Consider the following 23,984-nt stretch of genomic DNA (forward strand, 5'->3'; position numbering starts at 1 on the left):
AATTTGCTAAATATTTTAAAAAATTTTACGAATTTATTATCTGGTAAAAAAGGAAAAATAATGCAATACAGCATAGAAATTAACAAAAATACAGAAATATTTGATATAGATAAAGTCGCCAAACAAGCTGCTGGTGCTGTTTTAATGAGACAAGGCAAAAGCGTTGTTCTAGCTACAGTTGCAAGAGAAGAAAAACAAGTTGAAGAAGATTTTTTACCTCTAACCGTTCAATACATCGAAAAAGCTTATGCCGCAGGAAAAATCCCTGGTGGCTATGTTAAAAGAGAAACCAAGCCAAGCGATGCAGAAACCTTAACAGCACGCATCATTGATAGAAGCTTACGCCCTCTTTTTCCAAAAGGCTATGCTTATCCAACTCAAATCGTTGTGATGGTTCTCTCAGCTGATCCTAAGGTAGATTTGCAAGTAATGAGCTTAAATGCCGCAAGCGTGGCACTTTATCTTAGTGATATACCTATGAAAGCTCCAGTGTGCGGTGTTCGCATAGGAAAGATAGATGGAAATTTCATACTCAATCCAAACAATGAAGAGCTTCAAAATAGCACTCTAGATCTCTATGTAGCAGGTGTAAAAGATGAGCTTTTGATGATAGAAATGAGAGCCTTACCCGATCAAAAAGAAAATGAAATCTTTATCGAAGCTCCTTATGCTGATGTTTTAACTCAAACCACTTCACAAAATATGAATGAACTTAGCGAAGATGAAATTTTAGAAGCTCTAAATTTAGCTCAAAAAGCTATATTAAATGGTTCAAATGCTTATGAAGAAGCCTTTAGCAAACACAAAAAAAATTCTCAAATCGAACTAAAAAATGAGATTGAACATCCTGAAATTTTAGCTTTTATAGAAAATAATTTCCAAAAACAAATCAAAGAAGCCATCAACCAAATGGCAAAAAGCGAAAGAGCAAGCGAACTAAATAAAATCGCTAAAGAAATTTTAAATCTTGAAATCGCTAAAGACTGGAGCGAAGAAAGTATCTTAAATACCTTAGCTAAAGTCAAACGCAAACTTATTCGTGAACAAATTTTAAATGAAGGCAAAAGAGCTGATGGTAGAAGTTTAAACGAGGTGCGTCCTATCAGTATAGAAACCAATCTCTTGCCAAACGCTCATGGCTCTTGTCTTTTCACTCGTGGACAAACTCAAGCTCTAGTGGTTGCAACCTTAGGCGGAGAAAACGATGCTCAAATGATAGACTTGCTTACAGAAAAAAATCCTATAAGCGAACGCTTTATGGTAAATTATAATTTTCCAGGTTTTTCAGTAGGCGAAGCAAGTCCTATCAAAGCTCCAGGAAGAAGAGAGCTAGGACATGGAAATTTAGCCAAAAGAGCACTTTATCCAAGCATAGATGAAAACTATCCTTATGTAATCCGCTTAGTCAGTGAAATTTTAGAAAGCAATGGCTCAAGTTCTATGGCAACGGTTTGTGGCGGATCTTTAGCCTTAAAAGCAGCAGGAGTGCCAAGCTTGAAACTTGTTGCAGGAGTAGCTATGGGACTTATCTTTGAAGATAGCAAATTTGCTGTTTTAACAGATATCATGGGACTTGAAGATCATGATGGGGATATGGACTTTAAAGTAGCAGGAAGCAAAGACGGCGTTACTGCTCTTCAAATGGATATAAAACTAGGCGGAATCGATCAAGAAACACTAAAACAAGCTTTATACCAAGCCAAAGAAGGAAGAATTCACATCCTAAATATCATGGAAGAAGCCGCCAAAGAAATCGTAGTCAATGAAGAAGTTTTACCTAAACTTGAGCTTTTTAGCGTTGATCCTTCAAAAATCGTTGATATCATAGGGCAAGCTGGAAAAACCATCAAAGAAATCATAGAAAAATTTGGCGTTTCTATAGACTTAGATCGCGAAAAAGGTGAAGTAAAAATAGCAGGTAATCAAAACGAGCAAATCAAAGCCGCAAAAGACTACATCATAAACATCACAAGCTCTCAAAAAGGAACTAAAAAAGGCTCTAAAGACAAAGATATATCAGACTTTGAACTTGGGCAAGAATTTCAAGGTATTGTTAAAAAAATCGCTCCTTTTGGAGCCTTTGTGGAACTTAAAAATGGTGTTGATGGTTTATTGCATAGTTCAAAAAGCAAGCATCTTAATTTAAGCGAAAACCAAAGCTTAAAAGTTAAAATCAGCGAAATTAAAAACGGAAAAATTTCTGTGGATTTGTGCGAGTGAGTGAATTTCTAACTCATCCTTTTGAGCCTTTTTTTGACAAGGATTCTAAAATCTTAATTTTGGGCTCTTTTCCTTCTATCAAATCAAGACAAGACGGCTTTTATTATCAACACCCAAGAAATCGTTTTTGGCCTATACTAGAAACACTTTTTGATGTAAAATTAGAAAATATCACAGAACAACAAGTCTTTTTAAGAAAAAAACATATCGCTCTTTGGGATGTACTTCAAAGTTGCAAGATAAAAAATTCAGATGATAAAACCATAAGCTATGCAAAAGCCAATGATTTAAACCTGATCCTTTCTCAAGCCAAAATCCAAGCCATTTTTACCACCGGACAAAGTGCTTATAAATTTTTTACTAAATTTCACTCTCATTTAAAAGCCATAGCCCTACCCTCAACTTCTCCTGCAAATTTAAATTTTTCTTTTGAACAGCTTTTACAAAACTATGAAATAATCAAAAAATTTACAAAATAACAAACTAAGCATCACTCAAGCAAGAAAAGAAAAAGCTAGTTTACATCTAGCTTTTGTGTGTTATCTTTAAATTCAAATTCTACTCTCTTAGCCCCAAAACCTTTAGCAATAGCTTCTAAAGTATCCTTAGCACTTTTATGAATTTTGCTTTCTAAATTTTGGATAAGATTTAAAGACAAGTCTTTAACCTCATCTTTGGCTTCTTTTATGAGTTTGTTTTTATCACTTTCGCTAAAATTAATTCCCGTACTATTGATAGAATCAGGCAGTAAAAAAGGTAAAAATTTAGCATTTTTTTCATCATAAAATTTCATATCTATGATGCTGTGTTTGTATCTACACTCTGGCATGATGATCTTATAAGCATCGTCCCCTAAAGGCAAAATATCAAAGTTTTTATCCCTTAAATCATACAAGAAAGTGATCTCAAATTCAAAAATCAAAGCAATCTGTCTTTCACTCAAAGACCATCCTAAAAGATTTTTCCAAATTCCATTAAAAGCACTATCTTTTTTAGTGACAATCTCTTTGCTAAAAACCTGAAAAACACTTAATTCTCCTATGGATTTAAGCTGCATGATATCGCTAAAACTTTGCGTGCTTTTTTCTTCTATTTTAGGGCTTTTGTACTGCCTAAAAAGCACTATAAATAAAAGCACAAGCAAAATCATCACTAAAACAAATAAAATCATTTCCATTTTAAACCTTTCTAAATTTATAAACCTTGATTTGAAAAGATATATTTTTTCTCAAACGCTAAGAAAATAAAAGCATTAATGATAAAAATCAAACACACAAAAGTAAAAACAAATTCCACGCTAAAATGCGAAGCCATAAGCCCTCCACCAAAAGCACCACAAAAATTTCCCAAAAATTGACAAGTTTGATTAAAACCAAAAATCACACTTAAATTTTTAGCACTCACGCTTTTTTTAAGCAAGGCATTCACACAAGGCAAAAGCCCTCCAAGCCCTATACCTATAAGCAAACGTACGAAAATAAGCATATAAACATTACTTGCTACAGCCTGCAAATAAAAGCAAATTCCACAAAATATCAAAGCTCCAAAAATAATCTTACTAGGCCCTATCTTATCAGCGATTTTTCCAAGTTTTGGTGCGAAAAAAAGATTGCTAATCCCACTTGCAGCCACCACTATACCCGCCCAAAGAGCTAAAGTTCCACCTTGATGAATTTGCTCAACATAAATACTTAAAATCGGCATCACTCCAAAAGTACCAAATTGTATCACAAAAGTAGTGATAAAAAGAACGATGATAAGGGTTTTGTTTTCTTTTACTTTTTGAGTATTTTTCTTCGCCTCTTTTTGAATTTTTCTCCCATAGATGAAAAAATAAATCGTCACAAAAGAACAAGCGATCAAAAAAGCCACCACATCAAAAACCGCACTAATGCTAAAAAATTCAGCCACAAAGCCACCAAACAAAGGCCCAAGTAAACTTCCACTTATAGAAGCCGTAGAAAGAGTTCCTAAAGCATAAGCCACTTTTTCTTTAGGCGCTATCACGGCGATAAACACAACAGCAGCAGAAGTAAAACCTGAAATTATCCCTGTTAAACCCCGTACAAAAACCACTTCTAAAGCACTATGAGCAAAGCTAAGCCATAAGGTTAAAACGGACATTCCAAAACTTGCACGAAGAAGCATATTTTTATAACCATACTTTGCACCCAAAAAAGCCCACAAAGGTGAAAAAACAGCCATAAAAAGCGGAGTGATCCCAAAAGCAAGTCCTGAATAAAACGCTATCTCGCTCGTATCAACATGTCCTAGTTCTTTGATATAAAAAGGCAAAATCGGAGCGATTTGACTAAGCCCCATACTTGTGGTAAAAACACCAAACCAACACACAAGCAAAGTTCTATTGAAATTTTCCATGGATTTATTGTATGATATTTTTTATAATTTTTAATTAAAACTCAAGGATAAAAATGAAAAAAATACTCTTTATATGCTTAGGCAATATATGCCGTTCGCCTATGGCAGAATTTATCATGAAAGATCTTGTCAAAAAAGCAAATTTAGAAAAAGAATTTTTTATAAACAGTGCTGGAACTTCAGGAGAACACGATGGAGAAGGTATGCACTATGGCACCAAAAACAAGCTTGCTCAACTTAACATAGAACACAAAAACTTCACAAGCAAAAAACTCACTCAAAAGCTTTGCGATGAAAGCGATTTTTTAATCACCATGGACAATTCTAACTTCAAAAATGTTTTAAAAAACTTCACCAACACCCAAAACAAAGTTTTAAAAATCACTGATTTTAGTCCTAGTCTAAACTACGATGAAGTTCCTGATCCTTGGTATAGTGGGAATTTTGATGAAGCTTATAAAATTTTATCCCTAGCTTGTAAAAATTTACTTGTTTTTTTATCAAAATAATTTAAAACAACTATATATTACTTCTCGTTTACTTTTTAGGCTTATACTTCTAAACGAACCGAAAAACATTCATAAGAAAAACTCCTTAAAATTACACGCCTAGCTTAAATCCCTTTAGCTAGGCTTTTCTTTAGATGTTTTTATCCTTCGGATTTAAAATTTTTACTATTTTAAGTGCTTCTTAAGAAAAAACTCCAAATTTATGTGCTACAATTACATCGTTTTATTAATTTTTGACAAGGAGAATTCTCATGAAACTAGTTAAACTTAGTTTAGTTGCAGCTCTTGCTGCAGGTGCTTTTTCAGCAGCTAACGCTACTCCACTTGAAGAAGCGATCAAAGATGTTGATGTATCAGGTGTATTAAGATACAGATACGATACAGGTAATTTTGATAAAAATTTCGTTAACAACTCAAATTTAAACAACAGCAAACAAGATCACAAATATAGAGCACAAGTTAACTTCAGTGCTGCTATAGCTGATAACTTCAAAGCTTTTGTTCAATTTGACTATAATGCTGCTGATGGTGGTTATGGTGCTAATGGAATAAAAAATGATCAAAAAGGACTTTTTGTTCGTCAATTATACTTAACTTATACAAATGAAGATGTTGCTACAAGCGTAATCGCTGGTAAACAACAACTAAACACTATCTGGACTGACAATGGAGTTGATGGTTTAGTAGGAACAGGTATCAAAGTAGTAAACAACAGCATCGATGGTTTAACTCTAGCTGCTTTTGCCGTAGATAGCTTCATGGCTGCAGAGCAAGGTGCAGATTTATTAGGACATAGTAATACTTCAACAGCAACACCAAATCAAGTTCCTTTTAAAGTAGATTCAGTAGGAAATCTTTACGGTGCTGCTGCTGTAGGTTCTTATGATCTTGCTGGCGGACAATTCAACCCACAATTATGGTTAGCATACTGGGATCAAGTAGCATTCTTTTATGCTGTAGATGCAGCTTATAGCACAACTATCTTTGATGGAATCAACTGGACACTTGAAGGTGCTTACTTAGGAAATAGCCTTGATAGCGAACTTGATGATAAAGCACATGCTAATGGCAATTTATTTGCTTTAAAAGGTAGCATTGAAGTAAATGGTTGGGATGCTAGCCTTGGTGGTTTATACTACGGTGATAAAGAAAAAGCTTCTACAGTTGTAATCGAAGATCAAGGTAATCTTGGCTCTTTACTTGCAGGTGAGGAAATTTTCTATACTACTGGTTCAAGACTAAATGGTGACACTGGTAGAAATATCTTCGGTTATGTAACTGGTGGATATACTTTCAACGAAACAGTTCGCGTTGGTGCTGACTTCGTATATGGTGGAACAAAAACAGAAGCTGTTAATCATTTAGGTGGTGGTAAAAAGCTTGAAGCTGTTGCAAGAGTAGATTACAAATACTCTCCAAAACTTAACTTCTCAGCGTTCTATTCTTATGTGAACCTAGATGAAGGTGTAAACACTAAAGAAAGTGCTGATCATAGCACTGTAAGACTTCAAGCTCTTTACAAATTCTAAGAAGTTTTTAAGTTAACTTTAAGGCGGGGTTTTGCTCCGCTTTTTTTATGCCTGATTTTTAAAACTTAAATTTATATAAAAAAAGATTTTCCCAAGCTAAAAAGCTTTAGGAAAATTAGGACTTAAACCAATTAGCTATTTTTTCAAAAAGCCCTTTTTGCTCTTGATGCATACCATCTTTGATACCAAAACTTTCACTTAGTCTTTCTAAAAGTTCTTTTTGTTCATCGTTTAAAGAAGTTGGAAATTTGATAGAAATTTGAACGATTTGATTTCCTATGCGAGAACTATGAACATCTTTTACCCCTTCTTTTTCAAGAACAAATCTTTGCCCATCTTTAGCACCCTTTGGCAAATTTAAACTTGCTTCACCGCGTATGGTAGGTACTTTTATACTCTCTCCTAAGATAGCTTGAGTAAAAAACACTGGAAATTCTATATATATATCATCATCATCTCTGATAAAAGTATCATCTTCGGCAGCAATGATCTTAACATACATATCCCCTCTAGTGCCATTTTTTAAGATATTGCCTTTAGCATTGACACGAAGTTTCATACCTGTATCTACACCTTCTGGGATATTAAGTTCTACACTATCTTTGCTTTCATTATAACCTAAACCTTTACAATCGCTACATTTTTCACTAGCTTTTTCTCCACTTCCTTGACAATCAGGACAAGTTTGTGCAAAAGTGATAAAACCTTGAGAAATTCCAACTTGTCCTCTACCTTGACACTTTGGACAAGTTTGAAGTTTTCCATCTTTAGCCCCTGTTCCATTGCAAGTTTTGCAAGAACATTTATAAGTAAAGTCTATATTTTTCTTGCAACCAAAAACCGCTTCTTTAAAACTTAATTTTAAATTAACGATAAAATCGGAAGGGATTTTCTCATCATTTGAACTCTTTCTACGACGCGATGATGAGCCAAAGCCTTCTCCAAAAAAACTAGAAAATATATCTCCTAAATCCTCAAAACCACCAAAACCTGAGCTATTAGAACCAAATCTACCGCCTTTTAAAGCATCTTTTCCATATCTATCATAAATAGCTCGCTTTTCATCATTACTTAAAACCTCATAGGCTTCATTAACAAGCTTAAATTTCTCTTCTGCTTCTTTATCGCCTTGGTTTCTATCGGGATGGTATTTTAAAGCCATTTTTCTATAGGCTTTTTTTATGGTTTCTTTATCAGCACTTTGCGTGATTTCAAGAATTTCATAATAACTTATTTCCACATTATTCCTTTAAAAAATTTAAAATTTTGCTAGAATTTTAATCTTAAAAATTCAAAAATCTAATTTTAGCAAAAATAAAATCAATAATTTATCAAATTTTAAATAAAATTATGCAAATATTATAAATCTTAGATAAAATTTAAAGGATACTAAAATGATTAATGTGTTGATGATAGAAGATGATCCTGATTTTGCGCAATTATTATCTGAGTATTTAGCGCAGTTTAATATTAAAATCACAAATTTTGAAAATCCTAAAAGCGCCTTAAATGTAGGCGTTCAAGGCTATGATTGCCTAATCTTGGATTTAACTTTACCAGGAATTGATGGTCTTGAAGTTTGTAGAGAAATCAGACAAAAAAGCAATATTCCCATTATTATCTCATCAGCTAGAGGCGACTTAAGCGATAAGGTTGTAGGGCTTCAAATTGGTGCTGATGATTACCTACCAAAGCCTTACGATCCAAAAGAAATGTATGCAAGGATTATGAGTCTTATTCGTCGCACAAAAAGAGTTGAACACGCAAATAATGAAAATATTAATTCTGCTTTCAAAATCGATGAGAGAAGGCATGAGATCACCTATGAAGATAAGGTTTTAACACTTACTCCTGCTGAGTTTGAAATTTTAGAATACCTTATCCAGCAGCACGGATATAGCGTTTCAAGAGAACAGCTTGTAAGTCGCTGTAAAAATCTAAAAGATAAAGATTCTAAAAGTCTTGATGTTATCATTGGTCGATTAAGAGTAAAAATAGGAGATAGTTCAAAATCTCCAAAACATATTTTTTCTGTTAGAGGTATAGGATATAAACTAATAGGATGACAAAAAATTATTCTATTTATACCAAGCTAATTATTTTATTTGTTGTTACTTTTTTCTTAGTTTGTGTGCTTTTTATCGTTCTTTTGAAAATAGAAGGAAGTGCTTACAACGAAGAAGAAAGTTTAAAACAAGAAAATCTTATAAAAAATTTACTCATCTCCTATGAAAACACTTCAGGTGCTAAAATAGGATCCTATCTTGAAAATAGCGGTTTTAATACTATACAAAATCCCTATCTTGTAAAAAGCATAAGAAATAATGGACAATCACTTTTTAAAGCAAATGGAGAATTTTGCACCCTTTCTTCTTTAAAATATCATAGCAATCTTTATTTTGATGTTCAATGTAAAGATTTTGATGGCTTATATGAAGAAAATACTAGCGATAGAGTTTATAATCTTTTATTAATAGGATTTTTTTCTTTTTCTTTGTTGGTTGTTTTTATGTATTTTTCGGTATTAAAATCTTTAGAACCTTTAAAAAAATTAAGAAGGCAAGTTGCTAAAGTTGCAAATGGGGAGCAACCTGATTTTTTAGATTATCAAGAAGATGAAGTAGGAAAAATCGCCTTTGAATTTCAAAAAGCTTTTAAAAAAAATCAAGAATTAATCCAATCAAGACAACTTTTCCTAAGAACAATTATGCATGAGTTAAAAACCCCTATAGGAAAAGGGAGAATTATTTCTGAAATGATCAAAGAAGACAGACAAAAAGAAAGACTTATCGCTATATTTTTACGTATGGATTCTTTGATCAATGAATTTGCCAAAATCGAAAATTTATTTTCAAAAAACTACAACTTACACTTTAAACCTAGTCGTTTTAGCACTATACTTGAGGAAGCTAAAGAACACCTTATGAGAGATGATTTTAATAAAGTTGTAAAAGTCGATATCAGAGATGATGCTTTAATCAATGTTGATATGGAAATTTTCTCTGTAATTTTAAAAAATCTTATCGATAATGCCTTAAAATACTCAAACAATGGCACTTGTGAGCTTTTTTGTTGTAAAGAATGTTTTACCATTAAAAATCCAGGCAAGCCTTTAGCAGAGCCTATAGAACATTATCTTGAAGCTTTCGCAAGAGAAAAACACAATCAGGTCAAAGGTATGGGACTAGGACTTTATATAGTTTCAGAGGTATGTAAACTGCATAATTTTGATTTGATTTATTTTTATGATGATGGAAAGCATTGCTTTAAAATTTTCTTTGGAGATAAAGAAAAATAATGGCAAAAGGCCTAGAAAAATTCAACGAACTTGTTGAAAGTTTTGCAAATTTACCTACCATAGGGAAAAAAACTGCCATAAGGCTTGCTTATCACCTTTGCATAAATAATCAAATCGATGGTATGAAACTCGCACACAATATAGAAAATGCTATCCGCTTTATAAAACCTTGTGAGCAATGTGGTGCTTTAAGCGAAAATGAGCTTTGCGAAATTTGCAGTGATGAAGAAAGAAATAAAAACATTTTATGTATAGTTGAAAGTCCAAAAGATATACTAACGCTCGAAGAGAGTCAAAGTTACAATGGGCTATATTTTGTTTTAGATGAGTTAAATGAAGAAAAACTTGAAAAACTAAAGCAAATCATACTTAAGCTAAATATCTCTGAGCTCATTTTTGCATTGACACATAGCATTAATTCTGATGCAACTATCTTTTTTATAGAAGATAAATTTAAAGATTTAAACCTAACTTTTAGTAAAATCGCTCAAGGAATTCCAAGTGGTGTAAATTTAGAAAATGTGGATTTAATCTCTTTAAATAAAGCTATGAATTTTAGAACAAAAATTTAGAAATTTTTATAAGAAATATCGGCTAATTCTTGCAAAGAAAAATCCGCAATCTTTTCATAAATAAAACCTTCCTTGCTTAAAAAATCAAGTAAAGTTTTTTCCATGATTTTAGCCCCTTGTATAAGCTCATCTGAGAGCTTAAAACTCATCGCTTCAATACGCTTTGGCACACAAGCTAAGATGTGTGTTTTAGGCAAATCTCCTGCAAGTTCCATGTATTGTAAGGTTTGAAGCATTTCTATTTCATGAGCACTTCCACTCCAGCTAATTTTATTAGGCATAGCATCATAAGGAAAGAAAAATACATCTCCTATACTCGCATCTTGCGCTTCTATGCAGTCTAAAACGATAAGTCTATCGTACCTAGCGATGATATAGCTAAGTTGCAAAGCCAAAGTTCCACCATCAATAAAATCTAAAGTAAATTCAGGATGAGTAAATTTGTAGTTTTTTTCAAGTTGTTTGCAAAGATGAACGCCTAAGCCTTCATCTGCAAACATGATATTGCCTATTCCAAGGACTAAGAATTTCAATGCTTTTCTTCTTTTACAAATTTATATCCGCTAATAATAGCATCCATAGCACCATCTTTACCTTTTACTGCGTTAAAAATCGCCATGTAAATATGTACTGGTACAAAAATCATAATCACCCACATCAAAATTCTATGATAAGTTCTTACATCAGCCAAACCGCCCATTGCAGCTTCAAGCGGTCTTAAAATATGATATAAAAGCCCACCTAAACCCTCATGGTAAGTATGAGTATAAAGAATAAGCCCTGTAAGAATGATACCTAGCATCACAAGATAAAAGAAAAAATAAGTTACAAATTGCAAAGGATTATAAACCCCTTTTAAATGCGGGTGTTTTCCTAAAAAAATGTAAAATTTTACTTGTTCTATCCATAATTTGATATTAAAAATATCCCATACACTTCTGCGTTCTTTTGCACTTACCTTGTCACAAAAAAACAAATATACTTTAAAAATAATACAAGCGATTAAAACAAAACCCACCGCTTGATGTACTAAACGGTATTTTGCTTGCATAAAATTTACAGGTTCGCCATTACTAATAGGACTTTGAAACACATAAGAAAGATAATACCCTGTGCCAATAAGAATCACTATAGCAATAGCTCTTATCCAGTGCGTTAAACGCAAACCTATGCTAAATTCATATTCAGCTTTTCTTTGCAATTTTTCTTCTTTGTTTTGCATGAAAGCCTCCTTATAAATTGACATTCACTTTATATTCACTTAGATTATTGCCCTTAGTATCCATTATATGCACCGCACAAGCAATACAAGGATCATAAGAGTGAATTTTTCTAATGATTTCAAGCGGTTGTTTTACATCAGCAATTTTAAGTCCTATCAAACATTGTTCATAACTTCCACCTACGCCATTTGCGTCTTTTGGACTTGCATTCCAAGTAGAAGGCACTACAGCTTGCCAGTTTTCAATGACGCCATTTTTAATTCTACACCAATGACTTAATGTTCCGCGTGGCACATGCCCCATATAGCGTCCTTTGTATTCTTTAGAATTATCGATCACATAAGGCGCACAAGTACTCTGATCTACTTTTAAATTTTCAACTAAATTATTAAACGCTTTTAAAGCATTATTTGCAACGATTTTTGCCTCAATACAACGCGCAGCTGTTCTTCCAAGTGTGCTAAATACAGCATTTAAAGGAAGTCCTGTTTCTTTTAAGAACTCATCTACCACAGGAACAACATTTTGATTACCTTTGGCATAATTTACAACGATATTTGCTAAAGGTCCTACTTGCATAGGGTTTCCTTCATAGCGTGGAGCTTTAATCCAACTATATTTACCCTTAGTATCAAACACTTTAGAATGAACATTATTTCCATGATGATCTACGCTTTCTCCATCTACAAGTCCTGTATAATTTGGATTTGTTTTGCCATCATAAGGATGTAAAGGTTCATTGTCTGCATACCAAGAATGAGTTGCCTCTTCAGTAATCTTATCTTCTTCTACTTCATAAACCTTGCTTAAATCTCCATTTTTGATAATACCACTTTCAAAAAGCCATTCATCTCTTCCGAGTTGGAATTCTTTAAAGGTGTAAAGATTATTTACCCCTATATCATTTAAAACACTTGCTTCATGCGCATAAGCTTTTCCTGCCATCACAAGATCAGGATAATACGCACGATTAACAAAGTCTTGTACTTCTTGGAATTTAACCATATATTCACCCATTCTTGCAGGATCAAGTAAATCCATAACGCAAGTTACACCACCAACAGTTAAGCTTTGTGGATGTGGATTTTTAGCTCCAAAAATCGCCATACATTGAGCAATGATTCTTTGGATTCTTAAACATTCTAAATAGTGAGAAAGAACGATTAAATTTTGCTCAGGACTTAAACGATAAGTTGGGTGACCATAGTACGCATTAGCAAAAGGTCCTAAATTTCCTTTATCTACGAAAGTTTTAAGTCTTTGTTGCACTTCAAGAAGTTTATCTGCACCTGTTGCATAAGGATTTGGAGTGTATTTAAAAGCTTCATCGCTTGCTTTTTTAACATCAGCACTTAAAGCACTTACCACATCAGCCCAATCAAGCCCATGAAGTTGATAAAAATGTACAATATGATCGTGTAAGAATAAAGCCGCATTCATTAAAGTTCTTGTTAAAAGGGCATTTAAAGGCGGAGTAATACCTAAAGCATTTTCAACAGCAACTATACCTGCTTTATAATGTGAAAAAGTACAAACTCCACAAATTCTTTGTGTCATAAAACCCGCATCTCTTGGATCACGCCCTTTTACTATGGTTTCAATACCACGCCACAAAGTAGAGCCAGCATAAGCTTCTTTTACCACATTGTTATCATCAACAACAACTTCAACTCTTAAATGCCCTTCAATTCTTGTAATAGGATCTACGATTATTTTTTGACTCATTTTTATTCCTTATCTTTTTGCATGGAAGATATAACTGCGTGCGCTGCTATAGCAACACCTGTGAGCGTAAGCACGCCTATGCCGATTTTATCTGAAACACTATCCGCGCCCAAACCAAAAACAGTATCAAATTTACGACTAGCCATAGGCTCTTCAAAAGGTCCCATAGTATCCCAAAAATCGGGCTCAGAACAACCTATACAACCATGCCCTGCTTGAATAGGCCAAGAAGTGTGCTGGTTAAATCTCTCTCTTGAACAGTTATTGAAAGTATAAGGCCCTTTACAGCCTACTTTATAAAGACAAAAACCTTGTTTTGCTCCTTCATCTCCAAAGGCATGCACAAATTCACCCGCATCAAAATGTCCGCGTCTTTCACAAAGATCATGAATTCTTAAGCCATAAGCCCATTTTGGCCTATTATATACATCAAGTGCTGGTAACTCACCAAATAATAAATAATGAAGCACATTACCCACTATATTTTTTTCACTTGGAGGACAGCCGGGAACATTGATCACAGTTTTGCTTGTTACTTTGCTTAAAGGCTGCGCATTACTAGGATTTGGTCTTGCTGCTTGGATTCCTCCAAAGCTAGAACAGGTTCCTATAGCAAAAATAGCCAAAGCATTTTCACTTGCCATTTTTGAAAGCTCATAGCCTGTTTTTCCATGTGCACCTATGGTTAAAAAATGCTCTGTATCACCCATAGGGATACCACCTTCAACCATTAAAATGTATTTATTTTTATGCTTTTGAATGGCACTTTCTAAATTTTCTTCAGCTTGCCAACCTGCTGCAGCCATCACTGTTTCGTGATATTCTAAAGAAATATAATCAAAAATCAAACTATCAATCGTTGGAGTATCACTTCTTAACAAACTCTCACTACAGCCTGTACACTCAGCCATATGAAGCCACACAACAGGAAGTCTATCAGCAAGCTCAGCAGCTTTTGCTACCATAGGAGTAAAACTCGCTGGTAAAGCCAAAAATGCCGTCATAGCACCTGCCCATTTCATAAAATCCCTTCTAGAAAAACCTGACTTTTCTAATGCTTTTGCAATGCTATCATTGTCTTTTAAAGAAGGAAGCTTTTCAAGAGCCGATAAACGCAACTCTATTTGATGATAATCAATCATTATATTTCCTTTATAACATGAAATTTATTCTCTATAATAATAAAATAAAGGAAGTTAAAATAAAATTAAAAACTTACTCTCATAAGCAAATATTAGTATCAATCTTAATTAAAGTTTAATCATAAGCCTTTTTTGAGTTTGCGAATCAAAAATCTTGCAGGGTGAATAGCGTGGATGTATTTTTTTTCTAAACACAAGGGTTCATTATTTATCAATGCACACAAATACCTTGCCGCTAAAACACTTGTGCTAAAACCCCTTGATCCATGAGCAAAATTAAAATACAAATTACAAGACATTTTAGCTGGTTTTTGCTCCTTGTTTTTTGTCCATAATAAAGCTTTATATTCTTCTTTATAAAACACTTCATCATAAGCATTTCCAACTATCATAAAGCGATCACTCGAATAAGATCTAAAACCTACCTTAGAACCTATGATTTCTAATTTTGTATTTTTATCTATAAATTCGGCTATATTTTCTATATTTTGTTTATCATCTTCTTCTTTTGATTCTAAACTTGTATCAAGCCTATCATAACTTGCTCCAATCACTTGCAAATCATCTTTTATAGGGCAAATATAAGCCTTAGAAGATAAAGGAAATGGAGAGTCTAAAAAAGGTTTTAGATGTGTAACTTGACCTCTTACTTTGCTTAATTTCATCTCATCATAAAAAACAAAATCTTTTGTATCTGCACCCATAGCATAAATCAAAACCGCATAATCACTTTTAACAATATTATTTTTAAATTTTAAAGCAAAACACTCATTTTCAAATTTATAAGCTTGAAATTCATGATTAAAATATATACAAGCTTTACTTTTTTCAAAAAGATTTTTAACCAAATTTTTTGGAAAAATCACTCCACCATCTTCTAAAAAAGCTTGATTTTTTGAAATTTTAAGCAAAACATTTTCTCTTTGTGTGTCAAATCTTTCTTGCATCAAATCATTATGTGCAAACTCGACTACACCCTTAAATTCTAAATCTAAAATTTGTCTATAAAAACGACTTGCCTCTATAAAAGAAAGCTCTGAAAATTCCCCTAAATTTACCTTAGGCTTTAAGATTAAAGAGCTTAAAATTCCACTTTCATTTCCGCTTGCACCCTTGCCTAATTCTAAATGTTTTTCAAAAACATCTATTTCAAAACCCCTTAAACTAAGCTCATAAGCTAAAACAGCACTTGATATACCTGCACCAATAATAGCTACTTTTTTATTTTTTAAAGATGAAAATGTTCTTGAAAAATACGCTTCTTTATCTTTAAACTCAAGTTCATTTTCCAAATAAGCTTTAATCATTTCTCTTTTTCTAAAACCTTTGGTTTTTTCTACTCTAAAGCCATATTTTTTTAAATTTTTTTGTAAAAAACTTGCCGAAGAAAAGGTGCAAATTTGTGTATTTTTTTTAGAAAGTCTTGCCACTTCAAAAATTAAATTTTCATCAAACATTTGCGAGTTTTTATTTGGAGAAAATCCATCTAAATACCAAACATCAGCTTTAAAATCTAATTCTTTTAAAATAGCAATATCTTCAAAAACAAGATCTAAAAAACAATCTTCAAAATAAAAACGATAAATTCCTTCTTTAGCTTTAGGATAAAATTTTAAAAATTGCTCTAAAAACTCTTTAAACTCTTCATAAAATCCTAGTTTTTGATAAATTTCTCTTAATTGTTCTTTTTCGATATAAAAAGCTTCTATACTGATATAAAAAAGTTTTTTGGGACGCTTAAAAGGAGTGGTTTCTAAAAAGCGTTTCAAAGTAAGAAAAAAATTTAAACCTATACCAAAACCACTCTCTGCGATAATAAAATTTTCTTGATTTTTCCATTCAAAAGAATGAGTGTAAACAAATTTGCTTTCATTTAAGCCATCTTTGGAATTAAAATAAAAATCATCAAAATCCAAAGAAAAAGGAGTATTATCCTTAAAAATTAGCTTAGCTTTTTTCATCGGTTGTTATAAAAATAACTCTCAACTCCATCAGCAATACCCTTAACCAATAAATCTTGAAAAGCTTTATTGGCGATTCTTTTACCTTCATTTGGATGTGTGATATAGCCAATTTCAATCAAAATTGCAGGCATTTGCGCACCCACTAAAACCCAAAAAGGTGCTTCTCTTACACCGCCATCTACAATTTTATACTTTTTGCGTGTTTGAGTGAGTATATTTTTTTGTACATCAATGGCTAGTTTATTTGAAGCAACGATTTTTTCACGATTTAAGAAATTTAAAATACTTTGTTTTGAGAAATAATTAATCTCTTCAAAATCTCCTTGATTTTCTTTTTCTGCTGCTTTTTTACTTCTTTCGCTTCTTGCAGGACTTAAAAAGAAAGTTTCCACGCCTTCGCTACTTTTGGCCTTGGCAGCATTGGGTGCTGCATTAGCATGTATAGAAATAAACAAATCCGCTCTTTTATCATTAGCATATTTAGTTCTATCGCGAAGATTGATAAATTTATCCGAACTTCTAGTGTAAAGCACTTTATAACCGCGTTTTTTAAGTTCATTTCCAAGTTTTAAAGCCGCGCTTAAAACTATATCTTTTTCTTTTAAACTTCCTTTTTTATCACTTAGAGCACCGCTATCTTTTCCACCATGCCCCGCATCGATAACTATAAGTTTTCCTGATTTATATCTCGTACTTAAGGTTTTATTAAAGCTTTGAGTTGCTTTTTTATCTACACTTTGACTTGAAGTTTGCGCATGAAAACCTAAAGTGAGATTTTTATTATCCAACTCCTTTAAGAGTTTAAATTCTTTAGGAGCACTCAAAACCACACGAACAGTTTTTGGATTGTATTGAGTAACTGTAATCACATTTTGTCCAAAAGTAAAGCTTTTTCTATTGCCTTCTAACACACCCTTAAAACTTACAACATATCGGAATTTTTGATCTTTGGTATCAAATACTGCTATTTCTTTTTCATCTAAATCATCGCTTAAATTTAACACCACAGCATTAGAAATTTTATCCACATCTAAAACATATAAAGGCTCTTGATTTTCTTTTTCGTTATTGGTTTTTTTATCTTGTTTTTTTGTTTCTAAAACTTTGGTTTTAATTTCTGTTTTTTGATCTTGCTTTTTCTCTGAAATTTTACTAACTTGCTCAGTCTTTTTTTGGCTAGCAGTTTCTTTTGAAAAAATTAATTTTTCTTCTTTAAAAGATATATCAATAGGAATTTTTTCTTTAGCATAAACCACTATGCGTATGGTTTTGGGATTAAATTGTGAAATCACTAAACGATAGTCATCAAATTTAAACTCTTTTTTACCCCCTTCTAAAACCCCATCAAAATCACTAATAAAACGATAGTTTCCTTTTTCGTCTAAAGCAAAACTTTTTAATTGATCCTTATCCAAATCTGCATTTAGTTCAAACTCTACACCTTGGTTTGTTTTACTTGACTTTAAAACATAAATTTTATCATCGCTTTTTGTTTTAGAAACGATACTACTCTTTGGCTCTTGTGAAGTTTTAGAATCTATTTTTTCTATATTTTTTATTTGTTCATTAGGTGATTTTTTTTCACTTTTTTGAACTGTTTTTACAGGTTTAAAAGTTGACTTTTCAGTATCTTGAGAAATATTTTGAACCTTAATATCTTTAATAACAGCCTTTCTTAAAGCATTGATACTTGCTTCACTTATACCACTTTCTTTTAACTCATTAGCATATGACTTGTCATCTAAATTTAAAGTATTTGAACTGATGATCAATCTTTTTAAAATTTCAATTTTAGTTTTTTCATCTTCATTAATAACACTTTGTATATAAAGGCTTTTGAGCTGATGGTGAAATTTTACTTGTACTTCACTTTTAGAACCGATAAAATTTTTATCGAAATTTGCAAGTTCATTTTCATAAGCTCCAAAAAGAGTTGTGAAAACAAATACTAAAAATACAAAAATTTTAGCCATTATTCACCATTAACCAATTTTTCCATAAGTTCTTTAACACTGATAAGCTTATCTAAACGATATCCATTTGCACCTGTAAAGAAAAGTCCTGTTTCTTTTTTACCTGACCACGCATCAAAAAGCCTATCTGCTATACAATACCCTACTTTAGTCGCCTCTTTTCCGCGTCCACAAGGTGCTACACAATTGCTTATACAATTGATCTTTGGACCCATTCTTTTATCTACCAAATTTAAAAGATTGGTTCTAACCCCACGTGCAGGATAGCCCACAGGAGATTTAATAAGCTCTATATCTTCTTCTTTAGAAGCTAGCAAAACGCTTTTAAACTCTTCACTCGCATCACATTCAAAAGTTCCTATGAAACGCGTTCCCATTTGAACACCACTAGCCCCTAAAGAAATAGCGTTTTCTATATCTTTTTTATCCCAAATTCCACCCGCAGCAATCACAGGAAAAGATCCCCAATTTTTAGCCTCTTCTACCACAGGAGCGATTAATTTTTCTAACTGATAATTTGGATCTAAGCACTGTTCATAAGTAAAACCTTGATGACCTCCACTTTTTGGCCCTTCTAAAACCACTGCATCAGGCAAGCGATTGTAACGGCTTTGCCATCTTTTGCAAATAATTTTTAAAGCCTTTGCAGATGAAATGATAGGCACTAAAGCCACATCAGGAAAATCTGCAGCAAATTCAGGTAAATTTGTGGGAAGTCCAGCGCCTGAAACAATCACATTAAAACCAACTTCACAAGCATCGCGTGCTATTCTTGCATAATCATTACTTGCACATAAGATATTACACCCCAAAGGTGCATCGCCACAAACTTTTCTTGCATTATTAATCAAAGCTTGCAAACCCTTGCGTGAGTAAAAATTTTCACTTCCATAAGGCTTAGCATTTAATTCTTTACTTGCATACTTTCTTTCTTCATAATATCCTGTTCCCACAGAAGAAATAATCCCAAGTCCACCATTTAAAGAAACCGCAGATGCCAGTCTATCCCAGCTTATGCCTAGTCCCATTCCCCCTTGAAAAATGGGATATTTTATAGTATGTTTTCCTATTTGTAAGGGTTGTAAATTCATTCTTTTACCTTTAATTTTGCAAATTTTCTTTTACCTATTTGTAAGATGTATTCTCCTTGTTCTAAATGCATTTGCTCGTCGCTAACTTTTTGAGAATTTACACTTACTGCATTAGCACTGATGCTTCTTCTTGCTGCAGAAGTAGAACTTTCCAAACCACATTCAACCAAAGCCTTAGCAAGCCAAATTTTCCCTTGTATTTCAAACTCAGCCATATCACTTGGTAAAGCATTTTGAGAATGAATTCTATCAAATTCAGACTTAGCATTATTAGCCTCTTCTTTGGAGTGAAAACGCTCTGTAATCTCTAAAGCTAAATTTTCTTTAGCTTTTTTAGGATGTAAATTACCTTGTTCTATATCTTTTTTTATCTGCGCAATTTCTTCTAGACTTTTTTGACTTAAAAGTTCATAGTATCTAAACATCAATTCATCACTAATACTTAAAATTTTAGCATACATATCATTAGCTTTTTCTGTAACACCAATGTAATTATTTAAACTCTTACTCATTTTGTTTACACCATCTAAACCTTCGAGTAAAGGCATCATAATCACAGCTTGTTCTTTTCCTATGTTATAAACTCTTTGAAGCTGTCTTCCCATTAAAAGATTAAATTTTTGATCCGTTCCACCCATTTCAATATCGCTTTTTAAAGCCACGCTATCATATCCTTGAAGTAAAGGATATAAAAACTCGCAAATCGAAATAGGGCTTTGCTCTTTAAATCTCTTGGTAAAATCGTCACGCTCAAGCATTCTAGCTACACTAAAAGTTGAAGTAAGTTCTACTATACCCGCAGCTCCAAGTTCATTAAGCCAAGCAGAATTAAACTTAATCTGTGTTTTTTCTTTATCTAAAACCTTAAAAACCTGTGTTTCATAAGTTTTAGCATTGATTAAAACTTGCTCTTTATCCAGCTTTTTACGCGTTGCACTTTTTCCACTTGGATCGCCAATTTGTCCTGTAAAATCTCCAATCAAAAATTGCACAATAGCTCCATGTTTTTGCAAAAAAGCCATTTTTGTTAAAACCACGCTATGGCCTAAATGCAAATCAGGTGCTGTAGGATCAAATCCTGCTTTTATAAAGAAATTTTCACCTTTTTCATAATAATTTTTAATTAAATTTTCTATTCTTTCTTCATCAATAAGCTCTGCACAACCACGCTTAACTTCTGCTAATATTTTTTTTATATCCATAATAAACCTTTTTAACCTTCTTTATAAGCATCATTTAAAGATGTAAAATCTAAAATTTTACAACGAGATTTTAACCTATCCTTGACACTATCTGGGTTGATATTATCAGGAATTTCCATTGTAATCTCAAAATAATCTACCGCCGAATTTAAATCACTTGATAAATTAATTGTTAATAGATTTATCTGCATTTTAGCTAAAAATGCCAAAAATTCCGCTAAAACACCTTTTTTATTTTCCAAAGAAAAAATCAATTTATAAGATTTAGGGATGTTAGAATCCCATTTTATAAATACCATATCTTGATTATTATCTATCATTTTATCAGCTCTATCGCAAAACTTATGATGGACAATAGCGTTACCACCTTTAACAAAAGCTAAAACAGCATCACCTCTTTTTGGATGGCAGCAAAAATCAAAATCCACATTAGCGATTTTATTGTTACAATATAGAGTAAAATTTCCTATTTTTTGCTCTTTAATCTCATATTTATCAAACCAATATGACTTCTTGGCGTATTTTTTAAGACCATTAACTATATCTTTCAAATAAGCACTATCTGTTGCTACTTGTCTAATGCGTCTGGCTAAATTTTCTTTTTCTATCCAAGTTTCAATTCTGTTTTTATCAACTCCAAAAATAAAACTTAACATATTAATAGAACTTGCTAGATTAATCTCTCTGATTTTTTGCTTACAAAATTCCCTTATACTCGCTTTTGCTTTTCCTGTTTTAACACTATCTATCCAAGAACAGCGATAAAATTTATCATTGCTAGTAACCACTCGCACAATATCGCCATTTTTAAGCTCGGTTAACAAAGGTACTTTAATACGATTTACATAAGCACTTTTTGCATGAAGCCCTACTTTGGTATGCACTTCATAAGCAAAATCAAGAACCGTTGCACCACGAGGCAAAGTGAAAATTTCTCCCTTAGGAGAATAAACTGCGACATCTTCAACATAAAGACTATCTTTAGCATATTCATAAAGCTCAATAGCATTATAATCTTCTGCATTTTCAAGATTGTTTATACTTTGCATTGAAATATCTGTAAGCCAATCAAGACGAGGCGCAACCACACTGCCATCTTCTTTATATTTCCAATGCGCTGCTATACCAAATTCCGCAATTTTATGCATATCGAAAGTTCGAATTTGTGCTTCTATAATACTTTTAGCATCAAAAAGTGTGGTATGTATGGTTTGATAACCATTTTGTTTAGGCAAGGCTATATAATCCTTAAAACGCGAAACCAAGGGATTAAAATGTGTATGTAAAATTCCCAAAGCTAAATAACAATCACTTACTTTTTCAACCAAAATTCTTACCCCAAGCAAATCAAGAACTTCTTCAATACCAATGCCTTTTCTTTGCATTTTAAGATAAATAGAATAGCTATGTTTAATGCGTTTTTGAATTTCAAAACTACCTTGTCTAAAGCCATTACTCAAAAATAAAAGTTCGATTTTGGAAATAAATTCATTTAAACCTAATTGCATTTCTTGATTATTGGAGTTGATATAATTGTCAATAAGCTTATACTCATCTGGCATAAGATATTTAAAACTAAGATCTTCCAAATAATTTTTTATGCTTGAAATACCAAGTCTATGGGCTATTGGGGCATATACAACTAAAGTTTCTTCGCTGATTCTTTTTTGCTTATCTTCTCTTAGAATATCAAGAGTAAGCATATTATGCAGCCTATCGCATAACTTCACAATCAAAACCCCAACATCTTCAATACTTGCTAAAAGCATATTTCTGAAAGTCAAGGCTGATTTAGTTAAACTTTTTTTAGATTTTGATGAAATGAGATTATCTTCTCTAATTTCTATAATTTTAGTAAGTCCTAAAACAAGTTTTAAAACCTCAGAACCAAACTGCTCTCTAAGTTCTTCTTCAGTGCAGTTTGTATCTTCAATCACATCATGCAATAAAGCAGCTAAAATATTGCTTTTATTTTCACTTAAAAATCCAACCAGTGTTGCTACTAAAATAGGATGTACCGCATAAGGCTCTCCACTTTTTCTAAACTGCCCTTCATGGCAAAATATACAGTAATCTACCGCTTTTTCAAGAATGGCATCATGGCCACAAATTTCGAAAAGCAAAGCCTTAGCAGCTTCTAAATCTTTACAATTTTTTACATTATCGATTAATTGTTCAAGCAATAATTCTTCATCGATTGGTTTCAACTAAACCCTCTAAAGTGATTTTATTTTCTGCAATTTCATATAAAGCTATATCTGCAAGTTTATTTTTATTTTTATCAAAGTCTACCAAAGGGGTTGCTCCATTCGCCAATTGTTCCGCTCTTTTTGCTACCACTAAAGAAAGACGATATCTATCATTGCCCATTTTTTCCAAAGCTTTTGCCGCTACTTCTTCTATTCTTTTATCCATAATTTTCTCCTTAATTATTTTTAACGATTGAACAAAGGCTAGTATCACCTTGTATAATTTTAAGCAAATTACCCTCTTCAAACATATTACAAACCACTATAGGAAGTTTGTTGTCTTTAGCTAAAGCTATCGCTGTATCATCCATCACTTTAATATTATCTTGCATAGCCTCATCATAACTTAAAGTATTTAAAAATACTGCATCATCAAATTTTTTTGGATCTTTATCATAAACTCCATTAACTTTTGTAGCTTTTATTACCATATCTGCATCAATTTCTACAGCTCTTAAAATAGCTGTTGTATCTGTAGTAAAATAAGGATTTCCAGTGCCTGCAGCAAAAACCACAACACGACCCTTTTCTAAGTGTCTTTGTGCTCTTCTCATAATATAAGTTTCACAAAATGCTTCCATCTGAATAGCACTTTGAACCCTCACTTCAAGCCCAGAGCTTTCCAAGGCTTCTTGAATGGCAATAGCATTGATAACCGTAGCAAGCATTCCCATATGATCGCCACTTGTCCTTTTAATCAATCCGCCCTTAGCAGCACTTACTCCACGAATAATATTGCCACCACCTATAACTATGCCTACTTCTATTTGATTTTTTACAAGTTCTTTAATCTCTGAAGCTATGAATTTTAAAATAGAATTTTCTATGCCAAAGCCATTTTCACCTGCTAAAGCCTCTCCTGAAAATTTTACTAAAACTCTTTTTCTCTCTTGCATTATTTCTCCTTA

The 23,984-nt window shown here is 32.6% G+C and carries 21 protein-coding genes; 7 read left to right on the forward strand and 14 right to left on the reverse strand.

The window, feature by feature from the left end:
* Positions 1-60 precede the first annotated feature (60 nt).
* Positions 61-2,220: a polyribonucleotide nucleotidyltransferase gene (locus AJN70_RS08920; RefSeq protein WP_044779118.1), complete on the forward strand. Its 2,160-nt coding sequence runs from the start codon at positions 61-63 to the stop codon at positions 2,218-2,220.
* Entirely contained in the window at positions 2,217-2,699 is a 483-nt protein-coding gene (locus AJN70_RS08925; protein ID WP_070233571.1) for a DNA-deoxyinosine glycosylase, read from the forward strand. Before AJN70_RS08920 ends, AJN70_RS08925 begins: the two co-directional genes overlap by 4 nt.
* 35 nt (positions 2,700-2,734) lie before the next feature.
* Here the strand turns inward: AJN70_RS08925 and AJN70_RS08930 are convergent, their stop codons facing one another.
* Positions 2,735-3,397 carry a DUF4230 domain-containing protein gene (locus AJN70_RS08930; RefSeq protein ID WP_070210324.1) on the reverse strand — a complete coding sequence of 221 codons (663 nt, stop codon included), beginning with the start codon at positions 3,395-3,397 and terminating at the stop codon, positions 2,735-2,737.
* Between the two features lie 17 nt (positions 3,398-3,414).
* Positions 3,415-4,599 (reverse strand): MFS transporter, encoded by a 1,185-nt coding sequence (locus AJN70_RS08935; protein WP_070295724.1) that lies wholly within the window; start codon positions 4,597-4,599, stop codon positions 3,415-3,417.
* 53 nt (positions 4,600-4,652) lie between these two features.
* Between AJN70_RS08935 and AJN70_RS08940 the strand changes: the two genes are divergently transcribed.
* Positions 4,653-5,108, forward strand: coding sequence for a low molecular weight protein-tyrosine-phosphatase (locus AJN70_RS08940; protein WP_002871664.1), 456 nt, complete (start codon positions 4,653-4,655; stop codon positions 5,106-5,108).
* 251 nt (positions 5,109-5,359) lie between these two features.
* Positions 5,360-6,637: a group 1 major outer membrane porin protein PorA gene (gene porA, locus AJN70_RS08945; RefSeq protein ID WP_070295725.1), complete on the forward strand. Its 1,278-nt coding sequence runs from the start codon at positions 5,360-5,362 to the stop codon at positions 6,635-6,637.
* A gap of 115 nt (positions 6,638-6,752) precedes the next feature.
* On the opposite strand, the gene dnaJ is transcribed toward porA, so the two are convergent.
* Positions 6,753-7,877: a molecular chaperone DnaJ gene (dnaJ, locus tag AJN70_RS08950; RefSeq protein ID WP_070295726.1), complete on the reverse strand. Its 1,125-nt coding sequence runs from the start codon at positions 7,875-7,877 to the stop codon at positions 6,753-6,755.
* Between the two features lie 154 nt (positions 7,878-8,031).
* Between dnaJ and AJN70_RS08955 the strand changes: the two genes are divergently transcribed.
* The 3 genes from AJN70_RS08955 to recR are packed head-to-tail and all read left to right on the forward strand — an operon-like array spanning position 8,032 to position 10,507.
* A complete protein-coding gene (locus AJN70_RS08955) occupies positions 8,032-8,703 on the forward strand; it encodes a response regulator transcription factor (RefSeq protein WP_002861955.1) in 672 nt (223 codons plus the stop codon).
* Positions 8,700-9,935, forward strand: a complete 1,236-nt coding sequence (locus AJN70_RS08960; protein WP_002861956.1) for an ArsS family sensor histidine kinase — start codon at positions 8,700-8,702, stop codon at positions 9,933-9,935. Before AJN70_RS08955 ends, AJN70_RS08960 begins: the two co-directional genes overlap by 4 nt.
* Positions 9,935-10,507 carry a recombination mediator RecR gene (recR, locus tag AJN70_RS08965; RefSeq protein WP_002861957.1) on the forward strand — a complete coding sequence of 191 codons (573 nt, stop codon included), beginning with the start codon at positions 9,935-9,937 and terminating at the stop codon, positions 10,505-10,507. Before AJN70_RS08960 ends, recR begins: the two co-directional genes overlap by 1 nt.
* On the opposite strand, the gene AJN70_RS08970 is transcribed toward recR, so the two are convergent.
* The 11 genes from AJN70_RS08970 to pyrH all read right to left on the reverse strand — a co-directional run bounded on the left by AJN70_RS08970 (position 10,504) and on the right by pyrH (position 23,972).
* Positions 10,504-11,040 (reverse strand): HyaD/HybD family hydrogenase maturation endopeptidase, encoded by a 537-nt coding sequence (locus AJN70_RS08970; protein WP_070261352.1) that lies wholly within the window; start codon positions 11,038-11,040, stop codon positions 10,504-10,506. The genes recR and AJN70_RS08970 overlap by 4 nt on opposite strands.
* Positions 11,037-11,729: a Ni/Fe-hydrogenase, b-type cytochrome subunit gene (gene cybH / locus AJN70_RS08975; protein ID WP_052794882.1), complete on the reverse strand. Its 693-nt coding sequence runs from the start codon at positions 11,727-11,729 to the stop codon at positions 11,037-11,039. The genes AJN70_RS08970 and cybH overlap by 4 nt, the downstream gene beginning before the upstream one ends.
* 10 nt (positions 11,730-11,739) lie before the next feature.
* Positions 11,740-13,455: a nickel-dependent hydrogenase large subunit gene (locus tag AJN70_RS08980; protein WP_052794883.1), complete on the reverse strand. Its 1,716-nt coding sequence runs from the start codon at positions 13,453-13,455 to the stop codon at positions 11,740-11,742.
* A gap of 2 nt (positions 13,456-13,457) precedes the next feature.
* On the reverse strand, positions 13,458-14,597 hold the full coding sequence (locus AJN70_RS08985) for a hydrogenase small subunit (protein ID WP_052794884.1): 1,140 nt from the start codon (positions 14,595-14,597) through the stop codon (positions 13,458-13,460).
* A 119-nt stretch (positions 14,598-14,716) separates the two neighbouring features.
* Positions 14,717-16,558 carry a bifunctional tRNA (5-methylaminomethyl-2-thiouridine)(34)-methyltransferase MnmD/FAD-dependent 5-carboxymethylaminomethyl-2-thiouridine(34) oxidoreductase MnmC gene (gene mnmC / locus AJN70_RS08990; RefSeq protein WP_070295727.1) on the reverse strand — a complete coding sequence of 614 codons (1,842 nt, stop codon included), beginning with the start codon at positions 16,556-16,558 and terminating at the stop codon, positions 14,717-14,719.
* Positions 16,555-18,534 (reverse strand): N-acetylmuramoyl-L-alanine amidase, encoded by a 1,980-nt coding sequence (locus AJN70_RS08995; RefSeq protein ID WP_070295728.1) that lies wholly within the window; start codon positions 18,532-18,534, stop codon positions 16,555-16,557. The genes mnmC and AJN70_RS08995 overlap by 4 nt, the downstream gene beginning before the upstream one ends.
* A complete protein-coding gene (locus tag AJN70_RS09000) occupies positions 18,534-19,625 on the reverse strand; it encodes a nitronate monooxygenase (RefSeq protein WP_070295729.1) in 1,092 nt (363 codons plus the stop codon). The genes AJN70_RS08995 and AJN70_RS09000 overlap by 1 nt, the downstream gene beginning before the upstream one ends.
* On the reverse strand, positions 19,622-20,827 hold the full coding sequence (gene tyrS / locus AJN70_RS09005) for a tyrosine--tRNA ligase (RefSeq protein ID WP_002881322.1): 1,206 nt from the start codon (positions 20,825-20,827) through the stop codon (positions 19,622-19,624). The genes AJN70_RS09000 and tyrS overlap by 4 nt, the downstream gene beginning before the upstream one ends.
* 11 nt (positions 20,828-20,838) lie before the next feature.
* Positions 20,839-23,034, reverse strand: coding sequence for a RelA/SpoT family protein (locus AJN70_RS09010; RefSeq protein ID WP_070295730.1), 2,196 nt, complete (start codon positions 23,032-23,034; stop codon positions 20,839-20,841).
* On the reverse strand, positions 23,018-23,242 hold the full coding sequence (locus AJN70_RS09015; RefSeq protein WP_002853464.1) for a DNA-directed RNA polymerase subunit omega: 225 nt from the start codon (positions 23,240-23,242) through the stop codon (positions 23,018-23,020). The genes AJN70_RS09010 and AJN70_RS09015 overlap by 17 nt, the downstream gene beginning before the upstream one ends.
* Before the next feature lie 10 nt (positions 23,243-23,252).
* Positions 23,253-23,972, reverse strand: coding sequence for a UMP kinase (pyrH, locus tag AJN70_RS09020; protein ID WP_002871033.1), 720 nt, complete (start codon positions 23,970-23,972; stop codon positions 23,253-23,255).
* Positions 23,973-23,984: the final 12 nt, after the last annotated feature.

The sequence above is a fragment of the Campylobacter sp. BCW_4341 genome, from assembly GCF_001764255.1.
GTDB lineage: Bacteria > Campylobacterota > Campylobacteria > Campylobacterales > Campylobacteraceae > Campylobacter_D > Campylobacter_D jejuni.

Coding starts and splice junctions, on each gene's coding strand:
- mnmC (WP_070295727.1), bottom strand. CDS start 16,558: ATGAAAAAAGCTAAGCTAATTTTTAAGGATAATACTCCTTTTTCTTTG.
- recR (WP_002861957.1), top strand. CDS start 9,935: ATGGCAAAAGGCCTAGAAAAATTCAACGAACTTGTTGAAAGTTTTGCA.
- AJN70_RS08935 (WP_070295724.1), bottom strand. CDS start 4,599: ATGGAAAATTTCAATAGAACTTTGCTTGTGTGTTGGTTTGGTGTTTTT.
- AJN70_RS09015 (WP_002853464.1), bottom strand. CDS start 23,242: ATGGATAAAAGAATAGAAGAAGTAGCGGCAAAAGCTTTGGAAAAAATG.
- AJN70_RS08940 (WP_002871664.1), top strand. CDS start 4,653: ATGAAAAAAATACTCTTTATATGCTTAGGCAATATATGCCGTTCGCCT.
- AJN70_RS08980 (WP_052794883.1), bottom strand. CDS start 13,455: ATGAGTCAAAAAATAATCGTAGATCCTATTACAAGAATTGAAGGGCAT.
- AJN70_RS09000 (WP_070295729.1), bottom strand. CDS start 19,625: ATGAATTTACAACCCTTACAAATAGGAAAACATACTATAAAATATCCC.
- porA (WP_070295725.1), top strand. CDS start 5,360: ATGAAACTAGTTAAACTTAGTTTAGTTGCAGCTCTTGCTGCAGGTGCT.
- AJN70_RS08930 (WP_070210324.1), bottom strand. CDS start 3,397: ATGGAAATGATTTTATTTGTTTTAGTGATGATTTTGCTTGTGCTTTTA.
- AJN70_RS08960 (WP_002861956.1), top strand. CDS start 8,700: ATGACAAAAAATTATTCTATTTATACCAAGCTAATTATTTTATTTGTT.
- tyrS (WP_002881322.1), bottom strand. CDS start 20,827: ATGGATATAAAAAAAATATTAGCAGAAGTTAAGCGTGGTTGTGCAGAG.
- pyrH (WP_002871033.1), bottom strand. CDS start 23,972: ATGCAAGAGAGAAAAAGAGTTTTAGTAAAATTTTCAGGAGAGGCTTTA.
- AJN70_RS08985 (WP_052794884.1), bottom strand. CDS start 14,597: ATGATTGATTATCATCAAATAGAGTTGCGTTTATCGGCTCTTGAAAAG.
- AJN70_RS08955 (WP_002861955.1), top strand. CDS start 8,032: ATGATTAATGTGTTGATGATAGAAGATGATCCTGATTTTGCGCAATTA.
- AJN70_RS08920 (WP_044779118.1), top strand. CDS start 61: ATGCAATACAGCATAGAAATTAACAAAAATACAGAAATATTTGATATA.
- cybH (WP_052794882.1), bottom strand. CDS start 11,729: ATGCAAAACAAAGAAGAAAAATTGCAAAGAAAAGCTGAATATGAATTT.
- AJN70_RS08995 (WP_070295728.1), bottom strand. CDS start 18,534: ATGGCTAAAATTTTTGTATTTTTAGTATTTGTTTTCACAACTCTTTTT.